This is a genomic window from Kiritimatiellia bacterium (assembly GCA_026417735.1).
Lineage (GTDB): Bacteria > Verrucomicrobiota > Kiritimatiellia > PWTM01 > PWTM01 > CAACVY01.
The window spans coordinates 1-21,901 of record JAOACR010000016.1; the positions used below are offsets into that span (position 1 = coordinate 1).

At 68.2% G+C, this 21,901-nt stretch carries 20 protein-coding genes; 8 read left to right on the forward strand and 12 right to left on the reverse strand.

What is annotated here, in order from left to right; genetic code table 11:
• On the forward strand, positions 1-1,148 hold a 1,148-nt coding region (locus tag N2652_08115; GenBank protein MCX7819155.1), incomplete at its 5' end, for an ATP-binding protein.
• A gap of 71 nt (positions 1,149-1,219) precedes the next feature.
• On the forward strand, positions 1,220-3,217 hold the full coding sequence (locus N2652_08120) for an ATP-binding protein (GenBank protein MCX7819156.1): 1,998 nt from the start codon (positions 1,220-1,222) through the stop codon (positions 3,215-3,217).
• On the opposite strand, the gene N2652_08125 is transcribed toward N2652_08120, so the two are convergent.
• From N2652_08125 to mvk, 6 genes are all read right to left on the reverse strand, one after another.
• Positions 3,159-4,724, reverse strand: a complete 1,566-nt coding sequence (locus N2652_08125; GenBank protein MCX7819157.1) for a 5'-nucleotidase C-terminal domain-containing protein — start codon at positions 4,722-4,724, stop codon at positions 3,159-3,161. The genes N2652_08120 and N2652_08125 overlap by 59 nt on opposite strands.
• Positions 4,721-5,983 carry an ATP-dependent Clp protease ATP-binding subunit ClpX gene (gene clpX / locus N2652_08130; GenBank protein MCX7819158.1) on the reverse strand — a complete coding sequence of 421 codons (1,263 nt, stop codon included), beginning with the start codon at positions 5,981-5,983 and terminating at the stop codon, positions 4,721-4,723. Before clpX ends, N2652_08125 begins: the two co-directional genes overlap by 4 nt.
• Before the next feature lie 5 nt (positions 5,984-5,988).
• A complete protein-coding gene (gene clpP, locus N2652_08135) occupies positions 5,989-6,588 on the reverse strand; it encodes an ATP-dependent Clp endopeptidase proteolytic subunit ClpP (GenBank protein ID MCX7819159.1) in 600 nt (199 codons plus the stop codon).
• A 17-nt stretch (positions 6,589-6,605) separates the two neighbouring features.
• Entirely contained in the window at positions 6,606-7,919 is a 1,314-nt protein-coding gene (gene tig, locus N2652_08140; GenBank protein ID MCX7819160.1) for a trigger factor, read from the reverse strand.
• 93 nt (positions 7,920-8,012) lie between these two features.
• Entirely contained in the window at positions 8,013-9,032 is a 1,020-nt protein-coding gene (gene mvaD / locus N2652_08145; GenBank protein MCX7819161.1) for a diphosphomevalonate decarboxylase, read from the reverse strand.
• Positions 9,029-9,955 (reverse strand): mevalonate kinase, encoded by a 927-nt coding sequence (mvk, locus tag N2652_08150; GenBank protein ID MCX7819162.1) that lies wholly within the window; start codon positions 9,953-9,955, stop codon positions 9,029-9,031. Before mvk ends, mvaD begins: the two co-directional genes overlap by 4 nt.
• 99 nt (positions 9,956-10,054) lie before the next feature.
• On the opposite strand from mvk, the gene N2652_08155 reads away from it, so the two are divergent.
• Both N2652_08155 and N2652_08160 read left to right on the forward strand, forming a co-directional pair.
• Positions 10,055-10,816: a polyprenol monophosphomannose synthase gene (locus tag N2652_08155; protein ID MCX7819163.1), complete on the forward strand. Its 762-nt coding sequence runs from the start codon at positions 10,055-10,057 to the stop codon at positions 10,814-10,816.
• Positions 10,813-11,967: a glycosyltransferase family 4 protein gene (locus tag N2652_08160; protein ID MCX7819164.1), complete on the forward strand. Its 1,155-nt coding sequence runs from the start codon at positions 10,813-10,815 to the stop codon at positions 11,965-11,967. Before N2652_08155 ends, N2652_08160 begins: the two co-directional genes overlap by 4 nt.
• Here the strand turns inward: N2652_08160 and xerD are convergent.
• From xerD to N2652_08185, 5 genes are all read right to left on the reverse strand, one after another.
• Positions 11,930-12,817, reverse strand: coding sequence for a site-specific tyrosine recombinase XerD (xerD, locus tag N2652_08165; protein MCX7819165.1), 888 nt, complete (start codon positions 12,815-12,817; stop codon positions 11,930-11,932). The two genes, N2652_08160 and xerD, sit on opposite strands and share 38 nt — an antisense overlap.
• Positions 12,818-12,829: 12 nt before the next feature.
• Positions 12,830-13,738 carry a phosphoribosylaminoimidazolesuccinocarboxamide synthase gene (locus N2652_08170; protein MCX7819166.1) on the reverse strand — a complete coding sequence of 303 codons (909 nt, stop codon included), beginning with the start codon at positions 13,736-13,738 and terminating at the stop codon, positions 12,830-12,832.
• Between the two features lie 5 nt (positions 13,739-13,743).
• On the reverse strand, positions 13,744-15,159 hold the full coding sequence (locus N2652_08175) for a leucyl aminopeptidase family protein (GenBank protein MCX7819167.1): 1,416 nt from the start codon (positions 15,157-15,159) through the stop codon (positions 13,744-13,746).
• Between the two features lie 92 nt (positions 15,160-15,251).
• Positions 15,252-15,575: a hypothetical protein gene (locus N2652_08180; protein ID MCX7819168.1), complete on the reverse strand. Its 324-nt coding sequence runs from the start codon at positions 15,573-15,575 to the stop codon at positions 15,252-15,254.
• Positions 15,576-15,684: 109 nt separating this feature from the next.
• Positions 15,685-16,464, reverse strand: coding sequence for a flavodoxin family protein (locus N2652_08185; protein ID MCX7819169.1), 780 nt, complete (start codon positions 16,462-16,464; stop codon positions 15,685-15,687).
• A gap of 523 nt (positions 16,465-16,987) precedes the next feature.
• Between N2652_08185 and N2652_08190 the strand changes: the two genes are divergently transcribed.
• The 4 genes from N2652_08190 to N2652_08205 are packed head-to-tail and all read left to right on the forward strand — an operon-like array spanning position 16,988 to position 20,875.
• Positions 16,988-18,274 (forward strand): TonB-dependent receptor, encoded by a 1,287-nt coding sequence (locus tag N2652_08190; protein MCX7819170.1) that lies wholly within the window; start codon positions 16,988-16,990, stop codon positions 18,272-18,274.
• An 8-nt stretch (positions 18,275-18,282) separates the two neighbouring features.
• A complete protein-coding gene (locus N2652_08195; protein MCX7819171.1) occupies positions 18,283-19,299 on the forward strand; it encodes a metal ABC transporter substrate-binding protein in 1,017 nt (338 codons plus the stop codon).
• Entirely contained in the window at positions 19,296-20,021 is a 726-nt protein-coding gene (locus N2652_08200; protein ID MCX7819172.1) for an ATP-binding cassette domain-containing protein, read from the forward strand. Before N2652_08195 ends, N2652_08200 begins: the two co-directional genes overlap by 4 nt.
• The gene (locus N2652_08205; protein MCX7819173.1) at positions 20,018-20,875 is read left to right on the forward strand and encodes a metal ABC transporter permease; all 858 of its coding nucleotides are present in this window, start codon (positions 20,018-20,020) and stop codon (positions 20,873-20,875) included. The genes N2652_08200 and N2652_08205 overlap by 4 nt, the downstream gene beginning before the upstream one ends.
• A 3-nt stretch (positions 20,876-20,878) precedes the next feature.
• Here N2652_08205 and amrS read toward each other — a convergent pair whose 3' ends face one another.
• On the reverse strand, positions 20,879-21,901 hold the full coding sequence (amrS, locus tag N2652_08210) for an AmmeMemoRadiSam system radical SAM enzyme (protein MCX7819174.1): 1,023 nt from the start codon (positions 21,899-21,901) through the stop codon (positions 20,879-20,881).

Here is a 21,901-nt window from a genome sequence, read left to right on the forward strand (position 1 = left end):
AGCAGTTCGCGCTCGCGATCGAGAACGCGCGGCTCTACACGGAGGTGGATGACGCGCGCCGCTACAATGAAACGCTGCTCCAAAATGTCGCCGACGGCGTCATCGCCTGCGACGCGACTGGCCGGATCACCGCGGTAAACCGCGAGGCGACACGACTGCTGAACATCCGCGAAGATGGACCTCCCACGTCGCTCCGCGAACTGCCGCCTCCGGTCCGCGAAGCGCTGGACCATGCGCTCGCCGGAAGTCCTCCGCCGCCAGACCTCGAGGCGCGACTCCCCGCAGAGCCGGCACCCCACATCGTGCGCGTCAGCGCCCGCGCCTTGCGCCGCAGCGATGGCACCCCACTGGGCGCGCTCGTCACCCTGCACGACGTCACCGCGGAACGACGCTTCGAAGAGCGCGCACGCCGCGCGGACCGTCTGGCCAGCGTCGGCACGCTCGCCGCCAGCATGGCGCACGAGATCAAAAACCCCCTTGTCACGATCAAAACGTTCATTCAACTGCTGCCCCGCGCGTTCGACGACCCCGACCTGCGCGCCTCGATATGTCCCCTGATCGGCACGGAGGTCGAACGCATCGACATGGTCGTCAACCGACTGCTCGACTTCGCCCGGCCCGTGCAACCCACACTCACCCCTCTGCACCTGCATGAGGTCCTCGCCCAGACGCTCCGCCTGATCGATCCCCGCCGACGTGCCCGCAACATTCGCACCATCGCAGACCTGCAGGCCGACGACGACCGTATTTTGGGCGACCGCGCCCTGCTCGAGCAGGTATTTGTCAATCTCTGCTTCAACGCCATCGAGGCGATGCCGCACGGCGGTACCCTCACGCTCTCCAGCGCGCTGGTGCAGGTCGACTCAGGCCAGCGCGACCTCTGGGGTCAGCAGATCTTTCTGCGCCGACTGCGCGTCTCGGTCCGAGACACCGGCATCGGCATCCCCCCAGACGTGCTGCCTCGCATCTTTGACCCGTTCTTCACGACGAAGGCGGACGGCTCCGGCCTCGGGCTCACCATCGCGCATGGCATCTTGCAGGAACATCATGCTACGATCGATATCGAAAGTCGGCCGGGTGCCGGGACGGTCGTGCACGTCTTCTTCCAGCCGCTGGAAACAGCCGCACAGGAGGGCAACTCCGCGTGAGTCTGCTCCCCTCCCTTTTGTTGTTCACCCGCACGCCCGACTTAGTGGAACGCGTGCGCGGTGCTCTCGTCATGGTCGCCCGCGTTCTGCCCGCCAGCAGCGAGGAGGAACTCGAACGGCTGCTGGCACGCCACGATCCAACACTCGTGCTCGCCGATCTCCGAGACGGCGAGGGCGGACGAGTGGTGATGGAGACCCTCCGCCGGTGGCCCAACACGCTTTGCATCGCCATGGGCGATCACCGTTCCGAACCGGTCCGTCTCGCCCGCGACGCCGGCTGCTACGCCGTTGCGCCGCTCGATCCGGACCCCTGGCAGCTGCAGAGCCTGGTTGAGCGAGGCCTGGAAAGCTTGCAGTTGCGGCGCGAAATCGAACGGCTTCGTCGGCAGGCTCCCACCGAGCGGGTTCCGCTGCCGTTCGCCGCGGCGGAGACCGGCGGGTCGGGACTGCGTTCCGCCGCCCCGCTGTGGCACCTCTCGCTGGCGATGCGCAACATCGAAAATCTCGATGCGCTGTTCACCCGAACCGTCGACGGCATCGCGGCGGCCATGCTGCTGTCTCGCGTCGGCGTGTTCGCACGTTCGCGCGCGGACGGCGTCTATCGGCTCGTCGCCGGCGCGGGATGTCTCGACGAGACGCGCGCCACTACCTATGAGCCCGATGACTGGCTCGTCCGCTGGATGTCGCGCCACGCCCACCTGATCTCCCGGCCCCTCCTCGCCCATTTGAGCGACCCCGACGAGGTCCGCCGTCTCTCCCGCGCACTGGACGCGATGGGCGCGGAGGCGATCGCACCGTTCTTTGCGAGGGGGCGCCTCTATGGATGGCTCTTCGTTGGCCGGCGAGCAACGGGCGCCCCGTTCACCTACGCCGACCTTGAAGAGCTCTCAGTGCTCGCCGGCCACGTCGCGATCATCATCGATAACGCTCACCTCTATGACGAGGCCGCACGGGAACGAGCGCTCGCCGAAACACTGCTGCGAAGCCTGCCCACCGGCATTATCGCGGCTGGCCCCGACGGCACCATCCAATGGTGCAACACGGACGGGGCCCGAATCGCGGGGCGAAAAGTGGAAGAGCTCATCGGTCAGCCCGTCGAGGCCGCCGGCATATGGCTGGCGGATGCGTTGCGCCGTGCGCTCGCCGGCGAAGAAATCGCTGGCCAAAATCTCGCCGACCCGGCCACGGGACGCCATCTGTTCCTCACCACGCGGCGTCTCGCCGCGGACAGCGGCACCGGTCATGGCGCGGTCGCGCTGATCGAGGACCGAACCGAGGCGCTCAAAATGGCCCAGCGGGTCGAAGAAGCCGAGCGAGCGGCGTTCTGGTCCGACCTCGCCGCAGCGATGTCCCACGAAATCCGGAATCCCTTGACCGCGATCAAAACCTTCGCCCAGCTGCTGCCGGAGCGCCACGCCGATGCTGAGTTCCGTGAGCAGTTCCGGCGGGTGGTGGAGGAGGAGGTCGGACGGCTCGAGGACATCGTCGCGGCCATTCATGCGTACGCTCACCCGCCAGAGCGCCGCCGCGAACCAGTGGAGCCGGCGAAGCTACTCGCCGCCGCGCTCGACCGGGCACGCCGGCGATTCGAAGCGCCCGGCGCGCGAGTGGAACTGTGCGCCGCCCCGGACGCGCCGACAATTGAGGGTGATGCCAACGCGCTCGCGGACGCGTTGGCGCACCTCATGGTCAACGCGCTCGAAAGCTCGCCCGAGACCGCTCGGCTTCACGTGGTGGCCGCCGCCAATCGTGTGACCATCCGGGGCACCGATCACCTGCTGCTCATGGTCCGTGACAACGGGCCGGGCATTGCGGACAGCGTGCGCGATCGTCTTTTCTCGCCGTTCGGCACCACAAAGCCCAAAGGCCTCGGACTCGGCCTGCCGATCGTACGCCGCATCGTGCTGGATCACGGCGGACGCCTGCAGGTGGACTCCTGCGAGCATGGAACGCGAGTGACCATTGTGCTGCCTCTCGTTCCCCCGCCCACACCGGACGCCACCACACCCGCTAGTCCGGCGAACGAGCCGACGGTGCAAATCCCGGAGGCGGCAGATCCGCAAGGGTGATCCGGCGCTTCGCCGCCAGCCACTTTAGCAGCGCGGAACGCGTATCTACTGCCGTGATCTCCAGCGCGGCTTCCGGCGCACTCGCCATTCGACGCACCCCCGGCCATCGTCCCCCTGCGGAAGCGATCGCGTGACTGTTCATTGCAACTCGAAATCGTCGCCGCGGATGCGGCAGGCTCCCGTCCGGAAGCTCGATCCGGACCACCCGGCGGCCCGCTTCCGCTGCCGGGTCGAGCCGCACCCGCAGACCGCTGATCCCGCTCACCGTACGGCCGGTCGTGCTTAACATCTCTTCCAGCGCCGCGCGGATCTCCGTCACCGTCCAACGGCAAATGCCGATCCGATTCTCGTACGGCACCACCCGCCACACGTCGCGCACGCGCACGTCCCCTTCCGTCAGCTCTGCCTCCGACAAACGGCCGTGGATCACGACATCCGCGCCGACAGTCTCCATGATGACCTTCCGTAGTAGCCGCGCGATGTTTTCATCGCCGGGCGCCGTGGCTTCCGCCGACCATGGCGCCACCACCTGAGCGACGACGCGCTCCAGCCGATTCGATGCCCGCTGCACCACCGATCCGGTCAGAGCCACAAGGTCGGCATCCGGCTCCACCGTGGCGTCCACCGGCAGCAGCACGCCGCTCTTGCGCACCACACGCCGCTGCAGCGTGTCGTAGACGATGTCCACCCTCCCCACCCACTGGCCATGACAGCCAGCCTGGGCGTACAGCACCCCCCCCGCCAGCATCTGCTCCGCAATCGCCTCATGGGTATGCGCACCCAGAACCACATCGAAGTCAGGGTATCGGCCTGCCAGCGCGACCGCGCCCGGTGCCGGATCCTCCCGACCCGGCCGGAGACCTTCGTGAACCACCAGCACCAGCACTTCCGCGCCCGCCGATCTCAGCGCGGGCAGCGCATCTCCGATCGCATCCTGCGGCGCCCGAATCGCCAGCCCTTCCAGCCAGCCGGGCGGCTGCCAACGCGGTGTGGTGGGATGCGTCGTTCCCACCACACCGACGCGCACGCCGCCGAGTTCACGGACGATCCACGACCTGATGCCCGGCAACGGCGGCGGCGCCCCGGGCGCCGGCCCGATGTTGGCCCCCAGCACCGCAATCGGCGACGCCTCAACCAGCGCGCGCAACGCCGGCAGCCCCCAATCGAACTCGTGGTTGCCGAGGACCCATGCGTCGCAGCCCGCGCGCGCCAGCGCATCCAGCATCAAGCGGCCACCCGTTTCCAGGCTCTCCAACGTGCCCTGGATGGTGTCACCGCAGTCCACCCACAGCACGTTCGGTTCCCGCGCGCGAACCCGTCGGATCAGCGTCGCACAGCGCCACAGCCCCGCCTCGGACGCAACGCCGCCCTCCGGCACCAGGTTGACCAGCCGACCGTGGAGATCAGTAGTGTGCAGCAGCACAATCGGTACTTCGCGTGCGGCGCACGCGAAGGCCACTAGCAGTGCGACCGCCGTCGCCCACCGGGGGACGCGTTCGCCCCTCATGCGCACCGGCTCATCGCGTTCGGCCGCTCGTCAGCATCTAGCCGCCGCGCGACCATTGCACGATCCACCCTCACCACTCGCGGATGTGCGGCCGAGCCCGGATGGTCGGGCGCGTGATACATCACGTCCAGCATCACCGTCTCGAGCATCGCCCGCAGCCCCCGCGCGCCGGTCCCCCGAGAAACCGCACGCCGCGCCAGCTCCCGCAACGCCGGCTCGGTAAACTCCAGCCGAATCCCTTCGCGCGCCAGCATCTTCTGATACTGCCGCACAATCGCGTTCCGCGGCTCCGTTAGAATCCGAAAGAGCTCCTGCTCCGTCAGAGGGTCCAGCACCGTCACCACCGGCAGCCGACCGATGAACTCCGGAATCAACCCGAATTGGCGAAGATCCTCCGGCTCGACGCTCGCGGCCGCACGACCGGTTTCCGGCCCCGCATGAAAGCCGAGCCGGCTGGTCCCGATCCGCCGGCGAACGATGTCCTCCAGACCCACAAACGCCCCGCCACAAATGAACAGAATGTTCCGCGTCTGAATCTGAATGTACTCCTGCAGCGGATGTTTCCGACCGCCCTGCGGCGGAACGTTCGCGACGGTCCCCTCGAGAATCTTCAGCAACGCTTGCTGCACCCCTTCACCCGAAACGTCCCGGGTGATTGAAACGTTCTCCATCTTCCGCGCGATCTTGTCGATCTCGTCAATGTAGCCGATGCCGACCTCCGCGCGCGCCACGTCGCCATCCGCCGCGCGGATCAAACGCAACAAAATATTCTCCACGTCCTCGCCAACATAGCCGGCCTCCGTCAGCGTCGTCGCGTCGGAAATGCTGAACGGAACCTTCAACATCCGCGCCAGCGACTGCGCCAGCAGCGTCTTGCCCGAACCGGTGGGGCCGATCAGCAGCACATTGCTTTTGTCCAGCTCAACGTCCGCGAACTCGGGGGGCTCCGCGCCTTCCCGCGCCCGTATCCGCTGATAGTGGTTATAGACCGCGACCGACAGCACGCGCTTCGCCGTCTCCTGCCCCACCACGTACTGGTCCAGAAACGCGTGGATCTCGCGCGGCGTCGGCACCTCGATCTCCGGCGCCGATCGCCGACGGCCGACGCCACGGGCGCCGACCTCCGGCATCTCGAGCATCGCCGCACACGTGCGCACACACTCCTCGCAAATCGTCGCGCGCGGCGCCGCGAACATGCGCAGTCCCTCGTCGTCCGGCCGACCGCAAAACGAACATCGCCGGGATGGCCTGTCTGCCATCGGGCTCAGCCCTCCCGTCCACCCGCCTTCTCCCGCGGTCGGAGCACCTCGTCCACCAGACCGTACTGGCGGGCCTCCTCGGCGGACATGAAGAAGTCTCGATCCGTATCCTTCGCCACCGCCTCCACGCTGCGGCCCGTGTGAAACGCCAGAATCTCGTTCAGCCGATCCCGCAGCCGGAGAATCTCCTTCGCCTGTATGCTGATGTCCGCCGCCTGTCCCTCCACACCACCCCACGGCTGATGAATCATGATGCGAGCGTTCGGCAACGCGTAGCGACGGCCCTTCGTGCCGGCCGCCACCAGCACCGCCGCCATGCTCGACGCCTGACCGACGCAGTACGTCTCCACCGGGCAGCTCAGATACCGCATCGTGTCGTACAGCGCCAAACCGGCAGTGACGGATCCGCCCGGCGAATTGATATACAGCCGTACCGGCTTCTCGGTGTCCTCGCTCTGCAGAAACAGCAACTGCGCGATCGCCAGATTGCTTACTTCATCGGTCACTGCAGTGCCAAGAAACACGATCCGGTCTTTCAGCAGACGGGAGTAAATGTCGTACGCGCGCTCGCCGCGCCCGGTCTGCTCGATCACCATCGGAATCAAAATCTGTGCAGACTCGTTCACGTTTGCGCTCCTTCCTCGACGCGGGCCAGCCCGGCAAGATGCTCCAACACCTTCTCCGGCCGCAACATCGCCCGCAACTGCTCGATCCGTCCGCGTTCCCGAACCTCCCGCAACCAGGTCGCCGCATCCGAGCCCGAGCGCCCGGCAATCGCCGTCGCGTGACGTTCGAGGTCCTCGTCGCTGACGACGATATGTTCGGCCTCCGCAATGCGGTCGAGAATGAACCGCACGCGCAGCCGCTGTTCCGCGCTCGCCCGCGCCGCGGCCTCAATCTGCTCGCGGTTGCGCCGGATCGCCTCTTCGTCAGCGCCGCGCCCCATCGCCTGCCGCACCATCTCCACGACAAGGTCGCGCGTTTCCTCCTCCACCGCCGCAGGGGGCAGGGTCATCGGTGTCCGCGCCAGCAGATACTGCAAAATCTGCCCCCGAACATCCTCGCGAATTCGGCGGCGACGCGCCTCCTCAAGCTCCGAGCGGACCTTTGCCCTGAGCTCGTCCACGCTGTGCACACCGAGAGCCGAACAGAACGCGTCATCCAGTTCGGGAAGGACCGGCTCGCGAATCGCCAACACTGTGGCCCGGTACACAACGCTGCGGCCGGCGAGCTCCGCGACGCCAAAGCGGTCGGGAAACTTCACCGTCACCGTGCGCGACTCGCCCACCGCCGACCCCACCAGCGACGCTCCCAGCCCCGGCGGAAACGCCTCGGGCTCAGTGGAAAGCCACTGCCCCGCAATCCTCGCCAGCCGCTTCGCGGCACCGTCCATTTCCGCGAGCGGCCGGCCATCCATCTCCCCCACCGCGTCGACCTTCACCCAGTCGCCCACCGCCACCGGCCGATCGGCAACCTTGCGGTACCCCATTCGCTCCTCCCGCAGCGCCCGCACCGCCCGGTCCACCTCCTCCTCGCTCACCGTCGCGGGAGGCACGCGCACCGGAATGCCACGGTACTCCGGCAGTTCGAAGTCCGGCATCGTCTCGACCAGTACCCAGCACTCATGCGGCCCCGCCGCATCCGTCAGTGCCTCCGCGCCACGGTCCACCACCATCAGCGCCCGCTCCGGAACTGCGTCAAACGCGGAAAGCGTCGCCCGGTTCAGCAGGGCTTCATGGGTCCGGCGAGTCACCTCGTTCCGATAGCGCAGCTCGGTTACCTCCGGCGGTACGCGCCCCGGCCGGAACCCCGGCACAGTCACCGTCTTCGACATCTGCTCGACGATCGCCCGCCGCACCTCCGCCACGTCCGGCGGGTCAAACGCCACCCGCACCCGCACCCGACAGGGCCCCACTGTCTCAAGGAACGTCTTCATTCTGTTGCGTAAAACATGTTATCTTCCGTCCCGACAGTCGGCCGGTCAAGCAGCGATTCGGCCGTCAACCGCGCAGAACGCGGCACCGACCACTCAGGGAACCACCTCCTCGATTTGCGGCCACCGCGCGCGCACCGTCGCACCGATTCGCTGCTCGTACAGCAGCTTCAAGTTCGGTCCTGCGTCCATCGTGAACCATACCGGCACACCCTCCCGTCGCGCGGCCTCCACCTCGCGCACCGCCTCCAGCGTCGCCGCTGTCCAGTAGCGCACCGGCGGGCGAGCTGCCCACATCACCGCGTGCATCGCCAGCGCATTACCTTCCGCCGCGCGCCCCAACCGCTCGATATCCCGCGACGCGATCGCCGCCTCAACCTCCCGCAGATCCGCCACCACCACTTCCGGCCAGGCTCGATACAACGGCGACGTCGCGCGACAGTGGGCCATCGCCTCACCGGATCCCCGCCCCTTCGGACCCTCATCCACCCGCCACAACCCGACGCGCAGCTCCGGCCACTCCGCGCCCAGTGGCTCGCCGTGGCTGTCCAGACCGTCCGCCCGCTCGCCCCGACGCCATCGCACAAATCCCCGCCAGAGCGACCGACACGCGCTGCCACTTCCCAGCCGCGCCAGCACCGACAGTTCGCGCTCAGACAATCCCCAGCCGTACACCGCGTCCAGCGCCCGCACCAGCGCCGCAAACGCGGAAGCGGACGACGCCACCCCCGCCGCCGTCGGCACCGTATTGCGCGTCACGATGCGGAACCCCCCTGCCGGCCGTGTCGGCAATAACCCCAGAAACTCAAACAGTCGCCGGGCCGCCGGATCCTCACGCACCACCGGCTGGCCGTTCAAAATCAGCTCGTCGCTGCCCGCAACCTCAATCCGCGTGTCCGTACCCAGTCGGCCGAGCGAGATCGATAGACTATCGGTCTCCGGCAGATGGAGCGCCTCGTCCCGCTTACCCCAGTACTTCACCAGCGCCACGTTCGCCGGTGCATAGGCCGCGGCCGCCCCCACCGGCGGACGATCCGCACGCTCGCCCAGAACGGCGCGGACCGCCGCCCGTCGCCGTGCCTCCACTTCTCCCGCCGTTTCCACCAAGCTGTTCACCCTCCCTCCTCCTCAAACCGCACTCCGTCGGCCGAAACCGCCACCTCGATGTCCCGCTCATCCGAGACGGTGCGCTCCCGACGTCCCACCGCCACCACGCAGTCGCCAAGGCCCGACCCGGAGATCTTCGCGCCGTACACACCGGGATCGGAGCGCAGCACGTTCGCAATCGCGCGCAGCTCGGGCGTATCCACCCCCAGCGCCGCCATCAGGTCATGTCCAATGTTCATCGCAGCGCCAAGCCGCCGCCAGTCACCGGCCTCGATTGCCGCCGCACCTTCGAGCGACAGCGCGCCGATCGCCGAAAATATCCCACCCACCACCGCGGGTAGACGCCGCCGAAGGGCTTCGACCCGTTCGATCACCACCGGCGTCGGGGTTTTTCGACCCGAATAGACCAGTAACAACGGCGGCGCTCCCCGCAGCGGCCGGTCCGTCTCACCGTCGCGCGCAAACACCCTCAGCCCCCCCAGTGCGCTCGCCCACGCGTCGGCACCGGAACCCGCTCCTTGCACCGCTCGGATCACCGCCACCGCCTCCCGCGCCAACTCGGCCGGCGTCCCCCCGCGGCCCGCCAACCTTCGCAACGCCGCGAGCGCCGCCACAGTGACGGCCGCGGAGGACCCCAGCCCCACGGTCGGCGGAAAATCCGATTCGATCACCATCTCCATCCCCGTCGGCAACTCCGGTCGGCACGCGAGGATCGCGCGCTCCACGAACGCCAGCGGCGCCGAAGGCTCGATCTCGTCCAGCGAGCGCTCGCGCGTGGCCAGCGCCGAGACAATCCGCACCCGCCGGTCCGCACGCGGCGTCACGCTCACATGCACCCGCCGCGCAACCGCCATCACCACCGCCGGATAGCCATGCAACACCGCATGTTCGCCGAACAGCATCACACTGCCTGGCGCCGAGGTCCGGATCATTCCTCCATCATACAACGTCGCCCTCCGGCCCGCGCCCTCGGACCAGCCCGTTAGGCCGCCGCCGCTTGTTCGGCCCGCCGTCACGGCTATACTCCGCCCATGGCCGAGTCGCTGGTCATCACGCCCACCTACAACGAGCGGGAAAACGTCGAGGCCATCGCGCGCGCCACCCTCGCCGCACTGCCCTCCGCGGAACATCTCTTCGTCGACGACAACTCGCCCGACGGCACCGGTGACCTCCTCGATCGGATGGCGGCCGCGGACCCTCGCATTCACGTGATCCACCGCCCCGGCAAACAGGGACTCGGCCGCGCATACGTGGCCGGCTTTCTCTGGGCTCTCGAGCGAGACTACCGCTTCATTTTCGAAATGGACGCGGACTTCTCGCACAACCCGGCGGACCTCCCCCGCCTGCGATCGCTCGCGGATGAGGCCGACCTCGTGCTCGGCTCGCGGTTTGTCGGCGGTATCCGCATCACCAACTGGCCGCTCTCGCGCCTGATGCTGAGCGTCTGTGCGGCCGCCTACGTCCGCCTGGTCACTGGCATGCCGTTTGCGGACCCCACCGGCGGCTTCAAGTGCTACCGGCGCGAGGTGATCGAGGAGCTCGACGTTCCCACGCTGCGGTCCAACGGCTACTCGTTCCAAATCGAAACGCTGCACCGCGCCTGGATTCGCGGGTTCCGCATCGTCGAAGCGCCGATCATCTTCGAGGATCGCCGCAGCGGCGTCTCCAAAATGAACCGCTCGATCATCAGCGAAGCGATGTTCCTCGTCGGCCGGCTGTGGCTGCGCAGCGGTCTGCGGCGACGGCCCGTCGGCGTGCATCCGCGCAGCGTCGCGGCGCGCCGGCCGTCGTGAGAATCCTGCTGGTCGAGTTCCGCGATCCGCTTCACCCGCAAGCGGGCGGCGCCGAGACCCTCCTACTCGAGGTGGCCGCGCGGCTCGTCGCCGCAGGGCACGGGGTGGACTACCTCTGCTGCCGCCCCGCCGGCGCGGCGCCCCAGTGCGAGCTGCGCGGCGTCCGCGTGATCCGTCGCGGGCCGCAACCGCTGTTCAACTACGTCGCACCGGCCGCCGCATTGCGACTGCGGCGAGAGCACCATCACGATGTGATCGTCGAGGGACTCGACAAGGTGCCCTTTTTTCTGCCCCTCCTGCGGCCGGGTTGTGCCGTCGTCGCGCATGTGCCCCACCTCTTTGGCGAGACGATCTTCCGGGAGGCCCCCTGGCCGCTGGCCGCCTACGTCTGGGCGATGGAACGCCCGATTCCGTGGGTGTATCGCCGCTGCCGCTTCTCCGCGCTGTCGGAGACCACTCGCGACGACCTGATCCGGCGCGGTGTCCGGCCGGACCGGATCCGCGTGATTCCGCCCGGCATCGACCACGCGCGGTACCGCCCTGACGCGTCCGTGCCGCGCGCGGCCGTGCCCACCCTGCTCTACGTCGGCCGCCTCAAGCGCTACAAAAGCATCGAGACCGCGCTCGCCGCGCTCGCGCAACTGCGGCGCGACATGCCGGAAGCGCGGCTGGAAATCGTCGGCGCCGGCGACCATGAGCCCGCGCTGCGTCGGACCGCAGCCGAACTGGGTCTGGGCGATGCGGTCGACTTCGCGGGCCGCGTGAGCGAGGAAGAGAAAATCCGGCGAATGCGCCGCGCCTGCGCGCTGGTGTACCCCTCTCCGAAGGAAGGCTGGGGGCTCTCCGTGATTGAAGCAAACGCCTGCGGAACACCCGCGATTGCCAGCGACTCGCCCGGCCTCCGCGACGCGGTCCTCGACGGTGTCAGCGGCATGCTGGTGAGGCACGGCGACCCGCGGGCGCTGGCCACCGCGGCCCGCCGCCTCCTCACCGATCCGGCCCTCGCCGCCCGTCTCCGGGAAGGCGCGCTGCGCTGGGCCGCGAGGTTCAGCTGGGAACGAGCAGCAGCCGACATGGCCGATCTGCTGCGGGCCGCGATCGCGGACCACGCGGCTAGGCGCGCGGGTGGTACCGCTCGTGAACCTGCTTGAGCCGTCCCGCGTCCACGTGGGTGTAAATCTGCGTCGTCGCGATGTCCGCGTGGCCGAGCAGCTCCTGGATCACACGCAGCGGCGCGCCGTTCGCAAGCAAATGCGTCGCAAACGTGTGCCGCAGCGTGTGCGGATGAACGCGCTTCGCCAGCCCCGCCCGCGCGGCCGATCGCCGCACGATCGCCCAGATCGTACGCCGGTTCAGCGCCCCACCCCGTGCGGAAAGGAACAGCGCCGACGAGGCGCGGCGGCCCGCCAACCGCGGTCGCTCTTCCTCGAGATACCGCAGCAACCACGCGCGCGCGGTCTCGCCAAACGGCACCAACCGCTCGCGTCCCCCCTTGCCAAGACACCGCAGCACGCGTTCCTCCAGCCGCACGCGATCGAGCGTCAACCCCGCCACTTCCGACACCCTCAGCCCCGTCGCGTACATCAGCTCCAGAAGCGCACGGTCGCGCACACCGTGCGCCCGGTCCAGATCCGGCGCCGCCAGCAGCCGATCCGCCTCCCGCTGCGTGAGCGCGTCCGGCAGCGCGCGCCAAAGTTTCGGCGCATCCATCGTCTCCGCGACGTCCGCCGCCAGTAGCCCCTCACCGTGCAGGTACCGGAACCAGGACCGGATCGCCGCCAGCCGGCGCGCAATCGTCGGACTGCGCAGCCCCGCATCCCGCCCCTCCATCAAAAAGGCGACGATCTCCGCCCGCCCGATTTCCGCCGGTGAAGCGACCCGTCGCGCGGCAAGAAACCGCTCGAACTCGCGAAGGTCCGTCCGATACGCCGCCAGCGTGTGGGGACTCAGTCCCCGCTCGAGCTCGAGAAACTCGATGAACTGGTCAATGAACGGCCGCACGGCTTCGGGCCGTCAGGCGTCCGCAATCGCCGCGGAGAGCGCCCGCCCAGTGATTCGCTGAAAGGCCTCGATGTACTTCACCCGTGTGCGCTCGACCACCTCCGCGGGCAGCTCGGGCGCCGGCGGTGTCTTGTTCCACGGTAGCGACTCGAGGTAATCGCGAACGTACTGCTTGTCGAACGAGGGCGGATTCCGACCGGGCTCGTACCGGTCCGCGGGCCAGAAGCGCGAGCTGTCCGGCGTCAACACCTCGTCGACCAGATGGAGCTGTCCGTCAATCAGGCCAAACTCGAATTTCGTATCGGCGATGATGATGCCCCGTTCGGCAGCCCACGCGGCGGCGCGCCGGTACAGTTCCAGGCTGATGTCCCGCACGCGCGCGGCGAGCTCCGCGCCGATCAGCTTCGCCGTCTCCTCCAACGTGATGTTCACATCGTGGCCCGCCGCCGCCTTGGTGGACGGCGTGAACAGCGGCTCGTCCAGGCGGTCGGCCAGCCGGTACCCCGCCCGCAGTGGCATGCCACCGATCGCACCCGTCGCCTGGTATTCCTTCCATCCCGACCCGGCAAGGTAACCGCGGACGATGCACTCCACCGGCAGGACATCGGCCTTCCTCACGATCATCGTCCGACCCCGCAGCAGCCCCCGGTATTCCTGCAGCACCGACGGCAGATCGCCAAACCGCACCGACACACAGTGGTTCGGCACCACGTCGGCAAGGTGGCGAAACCAAAACGCCGACATCAGATTCAAAACGTGTCCTTTCGCCGGAATTCCGGTCGGCAGAACGCAATCGAACGCGGAGATGCGGTCGGTCGCGACCAGCAGCCAGCATTCCCCGAGGTCAAACATTTCGCGCACCTTGCCGCTTTTGACCCTCCGTAGCTCGGGGATGTCAATGATGGTGTAGGCGCGATCCATTCTGCTCAGCTCCGCGTGGATGCGTCGTGATGCCGTGTGAGCCACTCCGCGAGCAGCCGCGCGCCAAACAGCGTTGCACCGGCTCGACGGTGGGCAGCACCCGCCGAGTCGCGTGCGGTGCCCGCCACATCGAGATGCGCCCAGCGCACGCCCTCCGGAACAAACCGCTTCAGAAACACCGCACCGAGGATCGTCCCTGCCCCGTGCTCACCGGCGTCCGAATTCGCGAGATCTGCAAACTCGCTCGCCAGCGCGCCGTCGTACTCGGGCCACAGCGGCAGCGGCCACAACCGTTCGCCACACTCCTCGCCGGCCGCCCGCAGCGCCGCGATCAGTCCATCGTCGTTCCCCAGCACCGCCGCCGCGTGATGGCCCAGCGCGACCACCACCGCGCCGGTCAGCGTCGCAATGTCCACGATCACCTCGGGGCGCCGGTCCGCCGCCATCGCGATCGCATCCGCCAGAATCAACCGGCCCTCCGCATCCGTTGAGACCACTTCAACGGTCAGCCCCGCGCGCGTTCGCAGCACATCGCCGGGCCGCACCGCGGCGCCGTCCGGCATGTTTTCCGCCACCGGCAGCCAGCCGGTCACCCACAACGGCAGTCGCCGCACCGCGGCCAGCACCATCGCGCCGAGCACCGCCATCCCGCCGCTCTTGTCGTAGCGCATCATCTGCATGCCCTTCCACGGCTTGAGCGACAGGCCGCCGGAATCAAATGTGATGGTTTTGCCCACCAGCGCCAGCGGCCGCCGGCCGGCGCCGCGGCCGCGATACTCGATCTCGATCAAACACGGCGGATGCGCACTACCGCGACCCACGGCCAGCAGCGCGCCACAGCCGGCCCGCTGCAGCGCCCGATGGTCGTGCACCCGGCACCGCAGCCCATGCCGCCGACAGATGCGGGAGGTTTCCCGCGCAATCACCGACGGTGGCGCCTCGTTGCCCGGCCGATTCGCCAGTTCCACAACCTCGAGCAGCGCTTCCGCTTCGCCCGCACCGGCCGCGGCCGACCGCGACACCTCCCGGCCCTCTGCACCGACCAACTCCAACCGTAGCGTCCCACGACGAGGAACCTTCTGTTGGGGTTTGTCCGGCCACCCCCCCGCCAACACCGCCGCAAACGCAAGCCGCCGCGCCACCGAGGCCGGCTCACCCTCCCCCATCCCCAACGAGGCCTCCAGAACCTGGATCTGACGCGAATCGCACGCCCGCACCGCCGCGCCCAGCGAGTGCTCAACCCGCCACAGCGGCGGCCGCGGTGTCTCTCCGGCGCCGCTCAGCACCCACCACCCCGCGCCGTCCGCTCCATCGCCGGGCAGCAACGTGACCGTACCCGGCTTCGCCGCGTCCCGCGTCCGCCGCAGCCAATCCTCGATCCGCCGCCGCGCCGCGGCACCAACAACCGGCATCAAGGGCATCGGCCGGTCTCCCCGCCGCACAACCGGCACCCACACTGCCCGGTCTCGTCGCGCGACGGGTCTCTGCGAGCCGGTTGCCACCACCACCCGGCTCACCTCAACTCCTCCGGTAATTGTGACTTGCGGCCCGGGTCGCCCGGCAAATCATTGGCATCAAAACCCAGAACAACGATCGCTCGCTCGAAGTTTCGACGCGCCGCGCGTTCGCTGTTGTAGGTTACCCGCACCACCCGATTCGAGAGATCCGTCTCCACCCGGATCAGGATGTTCGTATCGAACACTCGCAGCGCCTGCTCGATCATTTGCGCCGCCTGGGGTGTGCGCATCTGCGGCACCCGGATCTCAAACGTGCGGATCACCTCGCGGAAACAGCCCGCTGCGACCACCGCCGCGACAACACCGGTCCACCATCGCATCGTCGGATTCTCCACCGGGCCGCCCTGACCCGGCCCCCGCACGATAGGCCGGCCCCGCGCAAGGTGTCAATAATGCGCCATCGCCTCGCCGCAGCGCGGTGTCGCGCCGTTACGCCAATCTTTCCCCACCGCGAGAGGCGACGAGCTGCGCCATCCGCTGCCCCAATTTTCGGCAGGTGTCCAGGCCAAGTTCATCCCCGGCGATGTCATCGTCCTTCGACAACACCGTCGCGCCCTGAAACGCCGGCGCATCCCCGCCCACCGCCACCATCCCAAAACACAGCATCGAGGTCAGAATTTCAGCGATCACCAGCTCCTGTCCGCCATTGCGGAAGGCGCCCACCGCCACCACCCCCACCGGCTTGCCCTGCAGCCGCATCGTCGGCTCGCGCAATGGCGCCAGCCGCTCGATGAACGCACGACAGAGCGCACTGGGCGCGCGGAAATAGCAGGGCGATCCGATGATCAGCCCCGCGACGGCCGGATCCCCAAACCGGGCCAGCAGCGGCGTGAAATCGTCCTCCGGCGGCGGCTTCGAATAGCCCCCAACCCGCAGCCCCCCCAGGTCCAACAGCTCCACCGCCACACCTGCCGCCGCCGCCGCGTCCAGCGCCGCCTGCACTGCCTTCGCGGTGGTCATGCCGCGGCGGGGACTGCACGCCACCCCAATGATCTTCGCCGGCCCCGCACCACCAGCCGGCCCCGCCGCCACGAACGGACCGACCGCCGCAAGTGCCCCGACTCTTGCAAATGAGCGCCGACTCATCCTCTCCGCATTCATTGGGACCTCCTCAATCGCATCCAGCAGTAGCACAGCATGGCGCTCCTCCGCAAATCCAACCTTTTGCCGACCGCGCTTGCCGCTGAAGCGTTCCCCCGCTCCCAACACTGCCTCAACTCCCCGTTTGACACCGCAGCATCTTAAGAGAATGCTCTCGCTGGTGTTGAATCGGTAAGAGAACCGTGATGCAACGTTCCCGCTTGGGGTTGGTGTGGCTGTGGGCGGCCGCCGCGGGGTGGCTCGTGGGCACGCTGCCGCACCGCCACCCATCGAGCTGCACGGCTCACACCCATGCCGCGCGGCCCGGCCACTCAACCCCGGCCCATCCTCTCGTTCCCGGCACCCAGGATCCCAGCCACTGTGACCGCTGTGGCTTGGCCTCTTCGTCCCCCGAAGTTCCGATCGCGCCATCGCTGCCCACCGCGGCATTTCCGCTCCTCCGGCGGACCGAGCCAGAGTCTCTCGTTCTCCCCGCGCCGCCGGGCGATCTGGACTGGCCCCCCTCCTGCGGGCCGCCCTCCGCCTAATCCTCGTCTACGTCGTTGACCGCCCCGCCGGCGCACGATGGAACGCGCGCCGCGCGAAGCGGCAATGCCGGCGAACAGGATCATCAACAGCGGAGGACTCCTGCATGAAATCTGCTCTCGAGACAACTACTGTACCGATCGCTCTCGCGATCATTGCCCTCACATTGGCCGCGGCGGGCCAAACCGATCGCGACGCGGCGGCCTCTGGCCGGCGAATGCAACCGACGTTCAACCCCGACATTTCGGCAATCCTCGATGTGTTCTACCACGACGATGACAGTGCGGAGGGTATCCGACATGTGCTCAGAGAGCTTCCCGGCTTCCGCGCCCACCATTCTCGTTCGCACAACGGCGATCACTCACACCCGGAGACACCGCGCCAGGGGTTCAACCTGCGGCACGTGGAGCTGGTTCTCTCCGCCGCAGTCGATCCGTACGCGCGAGGCATGGTGAACGTCGTCGTCACGCGCGCCGGCGCTGAGCTCGAGGAAGCGTGGTTCGAGACGCTCTCCCTGCCGCTGGGCTTGAAACTAAAGGGCGGCAAGTTCTACAGCGACTTCGGCTACATCAATCCTCGACACCCCCACGAGTGGGACTTCGCGGACCAACCGCTCGTCTACCGGCTGATGCTCGGCGAACACGGGCTGAATGATACCGGTCTGCAGCTGAGCTGGCTGGCGCCCACGCCGTGGTACCTGCTCGTCGGCGCGGAGCTCTTCCAAGGCGAATCGGAGGCGTTCTCGCATGCTGGCGACGCGCCGCTGCCGCCGCACGACGCGCCGCGACTCTGCGTCGGTTGGTTGAAGTTCGGCCCTCCCGTGCCGGGTCCCCACGGCCTCCAGATCGGTACCTTCGGCATCCTCGGCCGCCACCAGGAGGAACACGACGAGGATCAGGACGGCGAACCCGATCACTGGCTGGATGGTGAAGCGATCATCTGGGGAGCCGACGCCGTCTACAAGTACGACGCCGCTCGCCCGTACGGCGAGGGCGATCTCACCATCCAGGGCGAATACGCCCGCCGGGATCGCAGCCTCGGTCTGGTCGCTCACAAGCTTCGCCCTGAACTGATCGGCCGAGCTCTCGAAACGGCGCAGGACGGGTACTACCTGCAGGCGGTGTATGGTGTTCTGCCCCGCTGGCGCCTGGGAGTGCGCTGGGAGCAGGCGGGGCTGATCAACCGCGACGAGCTGCCCGATGGCTCGGTGGACGAGTCGGACCCCTCTTGGAAAGCCTCCGCGATGCTGGAGTTCGCGCCTTCCGAATTCTCGCGATTCCGCGCGCAGGTAAGCCGCGGCCGATACGAACTGGCGGACGGTGCCGACACGGTCACAGAGCTTTACCTCCAGGCGATCTTCTCACTCGGCGCACACGGTGCGCACAAGTTCTGAGGCGCGCAATGAACTTTCAACATCGCGTCGCCACCGTCCTTACCCCCGCCGCGCTGCTGGTCGGCGTCACGGCCGCCGGCTCCCTTCGGCTGGTGACCACCACCGAGGACCTCGCCGCAATCGCACGCGAGATTGGGGGGGACCGCGTTGCCGTGCGCTCGATCTGCCGCGGGTGGGAGGACCCTCATTCGGTGCAGGGCCGTCCATCCTTTGTGCTGGCAGCACGCGATGCGGACCTCTGGATCCGCGTCGGACTGGACCTCGAAGCCGGATGGGAGCCGGCGGTGCTCGAAAACGCCCGCAACCCGCGCATCCTGCCCGGCCGCCCCGGCCATCTGGACGCTGCCACGCTCATCGAGCCGCTCGACGTTGCGACCGGGCGGCTGAGTCGCTCCGCCGGCCACGTGCACCCCGCCGGCAATCCCCACTACTGGACGGATCCTTGGAACGGCCGGCTGCTCGCCCGCGGGATCGCAGAACGTCTGACGAGGCTCGATCCGACGGGCGCCACCAACTACACGGCCCGCCTCGCCGACTTTGAACGCCGGCTGGACACCGCCATGTTTGGCTCGCAGCTGCTCACCCGCCTCACCGGCGACGAAGCGTGGGCGGCACAACGGGCGGGCGAGCTGGACAGTCGGGCCGCATCGCTCGGCCTCAGCCCCGGCGGCTGGTACGCCGCGATGCGACCGTTCCGAGGCACCCGGCTCCTCACCTACCACCGGAGCTGGACCTATTTCGCACACCGGTTTGGCCTCCACATCGCCGGCGAGATCGAGCCCCAACCCGGCGTGCCCCCCTCGGGCGCGTGGCTCGACTCGCTCGCCGAACGCGCGCGTGCCGCAGGCGTGCGCTTCATCCTTCAAGAACCGCATTACTCCGACCGGGCCGCGCGTCGGCTCGCGCGAGACACCGGCGCGCGGGTTGTGATCGCGCCGATCAGCGTCGGCGGAGCGCCAGAGGTCTCCGGCTACATCGCGCTGCTCGACGAAATTGTACGGCGCATATGCGAGGCACGGCGATGACACCTGCCCCGACATCGCCTGCCCCCCGCCTCGACCGCGTGCCGACGGCGGCGGTCCCGTTGGTGGTCGTCGAGAACGCCTCCCTCGGCTACGGCCCGCACACGGTACTTGAGAACGTGAACCTCGCAATCAAACCTGGCCAATGGCTCTGGCTCATCGGACCGAATGGGGCGGGCAAAACCACGCTGCTACGCGCGATGGTTGGCTTGTGCGCGCCGCTGGAGGGCGTGGTCCGCCGTGCCGTTCACGCGCATCCGATCGGCTACGTCCCGCAGCAAGCCTGGTTCGATCACCGCTTTCCGATGTCCGCCCGCGAGATCGCCGAGATGGGCCTGCTGGCCAGATCCGGCCCGTGGCGACACCCCCGACCAGCGGACCGCGCTCTGGTCGACCAGTGGCTGAGACGGTTCGATCTGCTGGACCACGCGACGAAGCGATACGCGGAACTGTCCGGCGGAATGCGCCAGAAGCTCCTGCTGGCGCGGGCGCTCATTTCCGGCGCGCGCCTGTTTGCGCTGGACGAGGCGACCTCCGAGCTAGACGCAGTGTCCGAGGCGACCGTCTGGAGCGAACTGCAGCACCTCACCGCCGAACGGCACGGTGCGGTGATTGCGGCTCGCCACGGCGAGCTGCCGCCACGTTCGCCCGCCCTGGACGAATGGATCGCCACCGTCAAAGACCGAACGGTGAAAATTCGCCGGCGCACGGAGGCGCACCGATGAAGGACACGCTCGCCGCGCTCCTGCATTCATTTCCGGAGGCAATCCTCACCGGAGCGATCGCCGCTCTCGCGCTCGGCTGGCTCGGACTGTTTGTCGTGCTGCGCGGCGCGGTCTTTATGGCCCTGGCCATGGCCGAAGCCTCGGTATTCGGTGCGGCCGTCGCGGAGCACTGGCATGCGCCCGTGCTGCCGAGTTCCACCGCGGCCGGACTGCTGGCAGCGGCGCTCGGCGCCGGCCCCGGCACGCGCCGACGTCTGCCCCGCGAAGCCATCGTTGCAGTGGTCTTCCTCGGTGCCGCCGCCCTCACGCTGCTGGCGGGCGCCCGCGCGGGCCCCGGTCTACGCGAACTCCGCGCCGCGCTCGAGGGCGAGCTGATCCTCGCCACGCCGGCGGACCTGCGCGTCGCGCTTCTCATTCTGCTACCCACGGCCGCACTGGCCCGGCTCGCCGCACGCCCGTTGCTCTACGTGATGTTCGACCGAGAGTGCGCACGCATCCTCGCGATGCGGCCCACCCTCTGGGAAACCGCACTCTTCGCTGTCCTCGCTGTCGCCGTGGCCACAGCGACCCGCATCGTCGGACCGCTGCTGGTGCTTTGTCACCTCGTCGTGCCGCCCGCCGCCGGGCTGATGCTATGTCGCCAGTGGTCCGCGGTGATGCGCACTTCCGCAGTGGTCGGCGTCGGCTCGACGATCCTTGGGCTCGCGGTTTCATACCGCAACGACCTGCCCACCTCCGCAACGATCGTGGCGACATCGGTCGCGATGCTGCTGGGCGTCACAGCGGCCGGCTCACTCCTGCGCACGATCGGCCGGCGGCTTGCGACGGTCTCCGCGGCTCCCCCACCGCGATGACGCTCAGGCCCATACCCCCGGACATCGCTCCCCGCAATCTGGGCAGGCACCCTGCGCCAGCCGCATCTCCACCACCGCAAAGCCGCGTCGCCGGATTAGCGCCGCACCGCACCGCGCACACCAGGTGGTCGCGCCCTCTTCGTCCCAGACATTGCCCGTGTACACGTGCCGCACCCCCACCGCTTTCGCGATCCTACGGGCCTCGCGCAGCGTCGCGAGCGGCGTCGCCGGCCGGTCCTGCATCCGGTAGTTCGGATGGAATGCGGAAAAGTGTAACGGCACGTCCGGTCCCAACCGCTCGACAATCCACTCGGCGAGTTCCCGGATTTCGCCCGGCGAATCGTTCTCTCCTGGAATGATCAGCGTGGTCAGTTCCAGCCAGCACGAGCCGAGCCGCCCCACATACTCGATCGTCTCCAACACCGGCGCCAGATGGACGCCGCACAGACGCCGGTAGAACGACTCGCGAAAGGATTTGAGATCAATATTCGCCGCATCCATCCACCGGAAGAACGTCGCACGAGGCTCTGGCTCGATGTAGCCGGCAGTCACCGCGACGTTTCGCGCGCCCGCTTCGCGGACCGCCGCCGCGCAATCGAGCGTGAACTCGTAGCTGACGATCGGCTCGTTGTACGTGTAGGACACGCTCGCGCACCCCGCCCGGCGGGCGGTCTGCGCGATCTGCTCCGGTGCGACCGGTTCGGGATCCAGCGCGGACTCGTCGCTCGGCTTGCTGATGTGCCAGTTCTGGCAGAAGCGGCACAACAGATTGCAGCCGATCGTGCCGAAGGACAGCGAGCGACTGCCGGGCAGGAAGTGATACAGCGGTTTCTTCTCGATCGGATCCACTGCCACGCCGCTGATCCGCCCGTACGCCGCCAGCTCGACCTGCCCCGCCCGCGCACGGCGAGCGAAACAAATCCCTCGCGCGCCCTCGGCAAGCTTGCAGCGATGCGGGCAGAGGCCGCATTCCACGCGGCCATCCTCTAGAGGCCGGCTGGGAGCGGGAAATCGGGTGTTCAACAT